Origin of the sequence: Parvimonas sp. KA00067 (genome assembly GCF_001553085.1) — a bacterium.
Taxonomy (GTDB): Bacteria; Bacillota; Clostridia; order Tissierellales; family Peptoniphilaceae; genus Parvimonas; species Parvimonas parva.
This window is the reverse complement of the sequence record NZ_KQ960152.1, coordinates 1-8560: the sequence shown is the minus strand read 5'-3', so window position 1 is coordinate 8560 and position 8560 is coordinate 1. Positions and strand designations below refer to the sequence as shown.

Below are 8560 nucleotides of genomic sequence, written 5' to 3'. Positions count from 1 at the left end.
TCCACCAGTAGTAGGACCAGTAGATCCAACACAACCAGGTGAAAAGCCACAAGTAGCTAACAATGGGAAACTTCCAAAGACAGCTAATAATATGAACATAGAATTGTACAATTTTCTTATGATACTTTCAGCAGGACTACTTGTTGTAGCATTTAAAAGAAAAAAGAGAGTTAATAGATAGCTCAAATAAAAAAAATCGACCTTTAAGGGCCGATTTTTTTATTTATTCTTTCATCTAAGATATTTTTAATAAAATTTCGTTAAATTATTTTATAATCAAATGCTAATAGATGTAAAATAGAAAATAAAAATTTTTATTAACTTTTTGATTTATTATTGCAATTTAGGGTTTGCTTTTCAACCTTTTTTCTGCAGGTTTTTCTGCTGTTTTACCACAAGCAGTTGCAGTTAAGCAAAAAGCCATTAAAAGAGCTAATTTTAAATTTCTCTTCATAAAAATCTCCATTTATATTTCTTTACATTCTTCCCATTCTATATCTTCCTTTTCTAAAAGTTCTAAAAGCTGGGGTTTTAAAATGGGATTGCACTCCCATGCAATCCCACAACCTGCTGATAAAACTCTTGGTACAGGGACAAGTTTTCCTAAAAGATTATTTTCTTTACATACACTTTCAGTCGCCATTGCCTCTGCAGAAGTATAAAATGTTATATACAGCTTAGTTTCTTTCATATTATTCTACTATGATTTCATAGTCTAAGCCAACTTCTTTAACGGAAGTTTTCTTTCCTTGACTACAAGCGAAATGTTCGATATTTCTTACAACATGAGCCTCACTAGCTAATACTTTATATGTTTCGTTCTTATTTTCTTTAAGGGCATCTTGTAAAATTAAAACTGGTTCTGGACAAGATAATCCTCTAACGTCTAATTCTTTCATATCTATCTCCTTAAATTAATTTTTTTCCTTTTTTAATCCATAAAAAGCTACTATGAATAAAGTGATTATTGAAATAATAACAAATATTTGTCCATTTATTCCAGGGCCACCTGCTGCTGCTTTAATTCCTTTAGCTGCATTTTCAACAGCTGCTGCACCTGCTGCAATTTTGAAGTTATGAGCAAATGCTGCACCAACGAACATACCAAGAACAGTTACAACTGAATCTGATGAACCAGTTCCTGCAAAAACTAATTGTCTTAATGGACAACCACCAAGTAATACTGCACAGAATCCAACTGCATACATTGATAAAATATTCCAAATAGTTTGAGCATGAGCGATTGGTCCAAAAGCAACGAATTTAAAGTTGTTAGTAGCTAAGTTATATCCTAACATAACGATGAAGATTCCAGCAATTACTGAGAATAATCTAAAGTCTTTTAGTAAGATAATATCTCTGATTGAACCGGCAAAACACATTCTGCTCTTTTGAGCGATGATACCGAATACAAGTCCAACAGCTAAAGCTACATACCAAATAGCTCTCATACTACCAGGTCCTTTTTTACTGAAAACGAAAAGTGCAGGAACAGCGATAGATAGAGCAAAAAGTACAAGTACAACTATTGGTAAAGCATATCCATTTTCTTTTTTGATTGTATAAGCTCTTCCTAAACTGAATCCTTTTCTTAAGAAGAATGCACCTGTTGCAATCCCTGCTATAAAGCCTACAAGTCCAACGTATGAACTAATATCTCCGGCAGACATTCTTAAAATCATTCTTAAAGGACAACCTAAGAATACTAAAGCACAACACATCATTATTACACCAAGGAAAAATCTGATAACCGGTGAAGAACCGGCAGTTGATCTATATTCTTTAGTGAATAATGAAATTAAAAATGAACCTAGAATAATACCTACAATTTCGGGTCTAAAATATTGAACCACTTCTGCATTGTGGAACTTCATAGAACCTGAAGTATCTCTAATAAAACAAGCTATACAAAAAGCCATATTTTTTGGATTGCCTAAATATGCAAGTAAAGCAGCGCCAAGACCTGCAATAATTCCTAAAGTCAACAATCCCTTTTTAGTGTTAAAAAAACGCATTTGACTACCTCCTATCATCTATAATTTTTTTAATTGCGTTTATAGCAAGCCTTACCTCATCAATAGAATTTGTATGAGAAAAGCTAAATCTAACCATACCCTGCTCAACAGTACCAAGCGCCTTATGTATAAGCGGAGCACAATGTGCACCCGGTCTTGTTGAAATTTTAAAATCTTCATATAAAATATTACTAACCTCTGAAGAATCCATATCTGAAATATTTAAAGAAACTATCGGAGCTCTAAAATCCGTTTCAAAATCTCCATAAACCTTAACCTCAGGAAATTTTATAACGCCGTCATAAAATTCTTTTGCCAAACCAGTAGAAATTTTTGTCAAATTTTCCATTCCATTTCTTAAAATATAGTCGATAGATGCGTGAAGTCCTGCAATCCCATGTGCATTAAGAGTTCCAGCCTCAAGTCTTGTCGGCATCTTGTCAGGTTGAAATTCGTCATAACTGTGAGTACCACTACCTCCGACGATAAAAGGTCTTATGTAAACACCCTCTCTAACACAAAGAGCTCCCGTTCCTTGTGGTGCAAGCATTGACTTATGCCCCGTAAAACAAAGCACATCAATATTCATCTCTTGCATATCGATATTAAAAGCACCAGCAGTTTGAGAGGCATCAACTACAAAAAGCATTGCATTACTTTTACAAAAATCTCCAACCTTTTTTAAGTCGGTAATATTTCCTGTAACATTTGATGCGTGAGTTAAGATGATTGCCTTTGTATTTGGCTTAACAAGACTTGGAATATCATCAAGCTTAAGCACTCCATTTTCAAAAACATCAATATAACTAACAGTAATACCTCTTTGTTTCAAATAATTTATAGGACGTAAAACTGAATTATGTTCAGAAACAGAAGTGATAATATGGTCGTTTTCCGAAAACAAACCATTTATAGCAATGTTTAAACTCTCAGTTGCATTTTTTGTAAAAACAACTTGACGAGAATTTCCCACATTAAACATCTTTGCAATTTTCTTTCTAGTTTCAAAAATAATTCTATCTGCACTCAAACTCTCCTCATGAACACCACGAGAAGAATTTCCAAAATATTTAATCGCATTTACAACTGCATCGATAACTTCCTTAGGCTTGTTCTTAGTAGTAGCCGAATTATCAAAATAAATCAAAATTACACCCCTATCAAAATCACAAAACATTTCATAAATATATTAATATATTATAATTATATATCAAACCGTTAATATTGTCAAATTTTATACACATTTCCACAAAAATATCTATATTGATTATATTTACTAATTAATTTTTATAATCAAAAATTATAACTCTTAGAAACATTGAAATATCTTGGTTTTAAAAATTTATTTTTTATTTAAAATTAAATTAAAATTACTTTTTCTTATTAAAACTAAAATATCTTAACAAAAATTCCTATTTAATCCTATTTTGTTTAAAAAATATGATAAAACATTCTTTAAAAATTACTCTGTTTGTGTTATACTATATTTAATTACTTATATATCTTGAAAAAGATTTTTTCTATTATATATTTTTATATGTATAAGATTTTAAGTAATTAAATTTTTATTCAAGGAGGAAAATATGCAAAATTATTTAGTTTTAATCGGTATTGTAATTATTGTTGTTGGTTTTGTATTAAAACTTGATGTAATTTCTGTAGTTTTAATCGCAGGTTTCGCAACAGGTCTTGCCGGAGGAAAAGGAATTGTAGAAATTTTGGATATTATAGGCAAAGGTTTTGTATCCAACAGATATATGAGTTTGTTCTTTACAACTCTTATAGTTATCGGTATTATGGAAAGATATGGTCTTAAAGAAAAGGCCGCAGATGGAATCAAAAAAATTAGAGGTGCAAGTGCCGGTTTGGTTATTTGGTTGTATTTATTCATTCGTTGGATTGCAGCAATATTCTCATTACGTCTTGGTGGACATATTCAATTTGTTAGACCTTTAATTTTACCTATGGCAGAAGGTGCCGCTACTAAAACAGTTGACCTTACAGAAACTAAACTGGAAGACTTAAAAGGTTTAGCAGGTGCTGTTGAAAACTACGGTAACTTTTTCGGTCAAAATATATTCCCTGTTTCTTCAGGTGTTTTACTTATAGTTTCTACACTTAGCGATAAAGGACATGCTGTAACAGGTGCTCAAATAGCTTACTATTCTTTATTTATAGGTATTGCAATGATAATTTTATCAGTTATTCAATGCTTCTTATTTGAAATGAAACTTAGAAAGGTTGGTGGAAAAGATGTTAAAATGGATAAGTAGTAATACATTTTTTATTGACGAATTTATTTACATTCTTTGCGGATTGATTTCAATTTTAACAGCTTTTAGAGGCTTAAAAAATAAAGAAGCAAGAATTGGTACATTTTTATTCTGGTTTTTAGTTGGAATTATCTTCGCGTTCGGAGGATTTTTAGTTAAATACCTTCCAAATCAAGGCGGGGTTATTGTTGGAGCAATGCTTGTTGTTTGTGGAGCTCTTACTCTTACAAAACAAGTTAAAATCGGTGAATTTACACCTCCATCAGATGAAGAAAGAAGAAAAAATGCAAATAAAATCGGTTGGAAAATATTTATTCCTGCATTAGTAATGGCATTTCTTGGATTTTTAATGTCACAATTTAAATCTTTTAAATTCATAATTGGAACTAATGCCAAAGGTAAAGATATAATTTTCGGTTTTTCAACTGCTCAAGTTTTAGGTTTCTCAGCAATTATCGCTTTTATAATCGCGATACTAATTGTAAAACCTAAAGTTGAAGAAATGAAAGAAGACACTACAAGACTTTTAATGCAAGTAGGTGCGTCAAGTCTTTTACCACAACTTTTAGGTGCACTTGGTATTGTATTTACAGCAGCAGGTGTTGGAAATATAATTGGAGAATTTGCAGGAAGTATCGTTGGTGGTGGCGGAAGAGTTGCCGGTGTTGTAGCATACTGTTTAGGTATGGTAATCTTCACTATGATTATGGGTAATGCCTTTGCAGCTTTTACTGTAATTACAATCGGTGTTGGTATTCCTTTCGTAATCGCTCAAGGTGGAAACCCAGCAGTAGTTGGAGCACTTGGTATGACTTGCGGTTACTGTGGAACACTATTAACTCCAATGGCTGCAAACTTCAACATAGTTCCGGGAGCAATTCTTGAAACAAAAGATAAATATACAATTATAAAAACTCAAGCACCTATGGCTCTTGCAATGATTTTAGTTCATATTGTGCTTATGTTAGTAATGGCATTTTAGGAGGTTATAAATGAAAATTTTAGTTAGTGGATTTGATCCTTTTGGAGGAGAAAAAATTAATCCTGCAATTGAATCTGTAAAATTATTACCTGATGAAATTAAGGGAGCAAAAATAATTAAAGTTGAAATTCCAACAGTTGCAAGAAAAAGTATAAAAAAACTTGAAGAAGTTATTGAAATTGAAAAACCAGATGTAGTTTTAAGTATAGGACAAGCTGGTGGAAGACCTGATATTACAGTTGAAAGAGTTGGAATTAATATGGACGACTTCAGAATAAAAGATAATGAAGGAAATCAACCTATTGATGAAAAAATTGCTGAAGATGGCCCAGATGCTTATCTTGTTACAATTCCTATAAAAGCAATGGTTCAAAAAATGATTGAAAACAAAATCCCTGCTTCTGTTTCAAACACAGCAGGAACATTTGTTTGTAACCACGTTTGCTATGGAATGGCTCATCTTGCAAAAACAAAATATCCTAATATGAAGACAGGATTTGTTCATATTCCATTTTTACCTGAACAAGTTGTAGATAAGAGAAATATGCCATCAATGCCTCTTAATGTGATTGCAAAAGGATTAGAATATGCAATAGAGGCGATTATAGAAAACAAAGAAGATATAAAAATTGAAGGTGGAGCAACACATTAAAAAAAAGGCAAGTTTTTACTTGCCTTTTAAATATTCAAATTACATTTTCATATCAATAACCATACGTCCTTGAATTTTTCCTTCTTCCAATTCAGTAAAAATGTCAATCGCATCTGTTATAGGTCTTTTAGTTACCACAGGAGTAACCAAACCTTCAGCTCCAAATTGGAAAGCTTCCGCTAAATCTTTTCTAGTTCCTACAAGTGAACCGATTATTTCAATTCCGTCCAATACAGTTTTAACAATCGGAACATCCATTGTTTCTGAAGGTAATCCTACAGCAACAACTTTTCCTGCAGCTCTTACTGAATCTATGGCTTGATTAAAAGCAACTTTTGAAACAGCAGTAACGACTGCACTATGACAACCTCCAATATTTTCCTGAATATATTTTGCAGGATCTACATTTTTTCCGTTAAGAACAATATCAGCACCACATTCTTTTGCAAGAGCTAATTTGTCATCATTAATATCAATGGCAACAACATGAGCATTGAAAACTTTTTTAGCATATTGAACTGCTAAGTTTCCAAGTCCTCCTGCTCCATAAAGAGCAATCCATTGACCCGGTTTCAAACAGGCAGCTTTTATCGCTGCATAAACAGTAACTCCGGCACAAGTAATACTACTTGCTTGAGCGGGATCAAGCCCATCAGGAACCTTAACTGCATAATCGGCAGTTGCAATACATTCAGTAGCCATAGCTCCATCAACTGAATATCCAGCATTTTTTACAGTTCTACAAAGAGTTTCTTTTCCTGTATTACAATAATCACAACATCCACAACCTTCAAAGAACCAAGCAACACTTACCCTATCTCCAACTTTTAAGGAAGTTACTCCTTCACCTAATGTTTTAACAATACCAACACCTTCATGTCCTAAAACACGTCCCGGTACTTTTCCGAAATCTCCTTTAGCAACATGCAAGTCCGTATGGCACACACCACAGTATTCAACATCAATCAAAACTTCTCCATAACCTGGCTTTCTTATGTCTTTATCTACAACTTCCATCCAAGTTCCTTCTTTATTTACTACAACAGCTTTCATAAAAATACCTCCTTTATTGAATATGTATATCATAATTATATATCTTTAAATAACAATTGTCAACTACTTACGCAAATTAATTTTGTTTTGTCTATTGATAAAGTGATTTTTAACGAATAAATATCTATTTTTCAAAAAAATTGTTATTACCCTTTAAAAATATATTCACAATTTACACTAAAAAAACTATTGACATAAAAAATATCAATAGTTTTAAATTTTCTAATCTACATAATCTTTTTATCATAACCAAGTCTTTCAAGTTCTCCTTGCAGAACGACTTCGCCGGTATATTTATAACCACAAGATAAAATAAAATTTCTCATCTTTTTATTATCCTTATGAGTATCAATCCTTAAATCTCTTTTCTTTCTTTTTGCAAAATTGTCTATATAACACATCATTTTTTTACCAAAACTTTGTTTTTTATAACGATTTGAAGTTGCAACCTTATGTATGCTAAGATAAGGAATAGAAGTATTCCACTTTCCACTTATATTTTCGTAGTCCTCATCAACACCCTCAACCAAACAAGCAGTAGAAACTATCGTTTTATGATATTCTAAAACATACAAATCAACGCCCAAATGTGCATCTATATCTTCAAAACTTGGAACATACTTTCCTTGCCATTGGTCAACACCATCATCTTTTAAAGCCTTTGACCCGTCAAGATATATTTCCAAAATACTTTCTCTATCTATTTCATCAGCCATTCTGAATTTTAAAATTTCATACTTCATATTAAAAGAAATAAAAAATGAAAATAAAATTATACTAAAAAATAATAAAAAGAAAATTATTCCAACAAAATATTTTATATTAAATTTAAAAATATAATCTAAGAATAAATATAAAAACAAAAATTCAAACTCAAAATTTAAAACTTTTAAAATATTTAAAATATTTTTATAAAATTTATTTGAAATTGTATAGCTTACTGAATTTATATACTTAAAACCGAGCCTAAAAACAAATTCTATTAAAACTAAAACCAAAAGTAAAATATAATCGCCAATAAAAGCCTTAAAAAACAGACCTAAAACAAACATAATTCCCAAAATGGAAATTTTTATGTAATTGATTATTTTTAAATCACAAAATGTATTCATTATTTTATCCTAACTCCTATATTTTTTTCTAATCTCCACTCAGGAATATTACCGTCATCTCCCCAATATTCATCTAATTTTGAAATTTTTTCGTTTTCTATTTCAATAAATGAATTTACATGAAAAGATAAAGTTTTTGAAATATTAAAAACTCTAGCAACCACAATAAATAAATCCCCTATTTGCTCGATTCTTTCAATTTCTCCACTCCATTTATCAGGATATTCACAATTAGCCCTTATAAATTCATCAACAGTAAATTTTTCATTTGTATTATGCCAACAAATATAAGCATTTTCGTTAAAAAATTTCTTAATCTCAAAAGCATTTTGACTTAAAACAGCATTATAAAATCCATAAATATCAAACATAATTTACCCCTTTTTCTTATTTACTTATAATTATATCTTAAACATTAATTATTCACAATATTTTTATACAAAAAAATCACTCTTTCGAGTGATTTTGATTTG

Annotated in this window: 11 protein-coding genes; 4 read left to right on the top strand and 7 right to left on the bottom strand. The window is 30.9% G+C overall.

All coding sequences use genetic code 11. The features are described from left to right. Window positions 1–181, top strand: a 181-nt coding sequence (locus tag HMPREF3181_RS07870) for a hypothetical protein (RefSeq protein WP_197415935.1), incomplete at its 5' end; no start/stop codon positions are given. A 285-nt stretch (window positions 182–466) separates the two neighbouring features. Here the strand turns inward: HMPREF3181_RS07870 and HMPREF3181_RS06310 are convergent. The 4 genes from HMPREF3181_RS06310 to HMPREF3181_RS06295 are packed head-to-tail and all read right to left on the bottom strand — an operon-like array spanning window position 467 to window position 3162. Then, complete coding sequence (locus HMPREF3181_RS06310; RefSeq protein WP_068474646.1) at window positions 467–691, bottom strand: putative Se/S carrier protein; 225 nt, start codon at window positions 689–691, stop codon at window positions 467–469. Between the two features lies 1 nt (window position 692). Continuing rightward, the gene (locus HMPREF3181_RS06305; protein WP_068474643.1) at window positions 693–899 is read right to left on the bottom strand and encodes a sulfurtransferase TusA family protein; all 207 of its coding nucleotides are present in this window, start codon (window positions 897–899) and stop codon (window positions 693–695) included. 15 nt (window positions 900–914) lie between these two features. Continuing rightward, complete coding sequence (gene yedE, locus HMPREF3181_RS06300; protein WP_068474639.1) at window positions 915–2015, bottom strand: YedE family putative selenium transporter; 1101 nt, start codon at window positions 2013–2015, stop codon at window positions 915–917. A gap of 4 nt (window positions 2016–2019) precedes the next feature. Then, entirely contained in the window at window positions 2020–3162 is a 1143-nt protein-coding gene (locus HMPREF3181_RS06295; protein WP_068474636.1) for an aminotransferase class V-fold PLP-dependent enzyme, read from the bottom strand. A gap of 436 nt (window positions 3163–3598) precedes the next feature. On the opposite strand from HMPREF3181_RS06295, the gene HMPREF3181_RS06290 reads away from it, so the two are divergent. From HMPREF3181_RS06290 to pcp, 3 genes are read left to right on the top strand one after another with little or no spacing between them, the layout of a single operon-like run. Continuing rightward, window positions 3599–4288 (top strand): DUF969 domain-containing protein, encoded by a 690-nt coding sequence (locus HMPREF3181_RS06290; RefSeq protein WP_068474633.1) that lies wholly within the window; start codon window positions 3599–3601, stop codon window positions 4286–4288. Beyond that, on the top strand, window positions 4269–5270 hold the full coding sequence (locus HMPREF3181_RS06285) for a DUF979 domain-containing protein (protein WP_068474630.1): 1002 nt from the start codon (window positions 4269–4271) through the stop codon (window positions 5268–5270). The genes HMPREF3181_RS06290 and HMPREF3181_RS06285 overlap by 20 nt, the downstream gene beginning before the upstream one ends. 10 nt (window positions 5271–5280) lie before the next feature. Continuing rightward, a complete protein-coding gene (pcp, locus tag HMPREF3181_RS06280) occupies window positions 5281–5922 on the top strand; it encodes a pyroglutamyl-peptidase I (RefSeq protein WP_068474627.1) in 642 nt (213 codons plus the stop codon). Window positions 5923–5961: 39 nt separating this feature from the next. Here the strand turns inward: pcp and adhP are convergent, their stop codons facing one another. From adhP to HMPREF3181_RS06265, 3 genes are all read right to left on the bottom strand, one after another. Further along, window positions 5962–6975 carry an alcohol dehydrogenase AdhP gene (gene adhP, locus HMPREF3181_RS06275; RefSeq protein ID WP_068474624.1) on the bottom strand — a complete coding sequence of 338 codons (1014 nt, stop codon included), beginning with the start codon at window positions 6973–6975 and terminating at the stop codon, window positions 5962–5964. 227 nt (window positions 6976–7202) lie between these two features. Beyond that, window positions 7203–8087 carry a GNAT family N-acetyltransferase gene (locus HMPREF3181_RS06270; protein ID WP_068474621.1) on the bottom strand — a complete coding sequence of 295 codons (885 nt, stop codon included), beginning with the start codon at window positions 8085–8087 and terminating at the stop codon, window positions 7203–7205. Next, window positions 8087–8458, bottom strand: a complete 372-nt coding sequence (locus HMPREF3181_RS06265; RefSeq protein ID WP_068474617.1) for a hypothetical protein — start codon at window positions 8456–8458, stop codon at window positions 8087–8089. Before HMPREF3181_RS06265 ends, HMPREF3181_RS06270 begins: the two co-directional genes overlap by 1 nt. Between the last annotated feature and the right edge of the window lie 102 nt (window positions 8459–8560).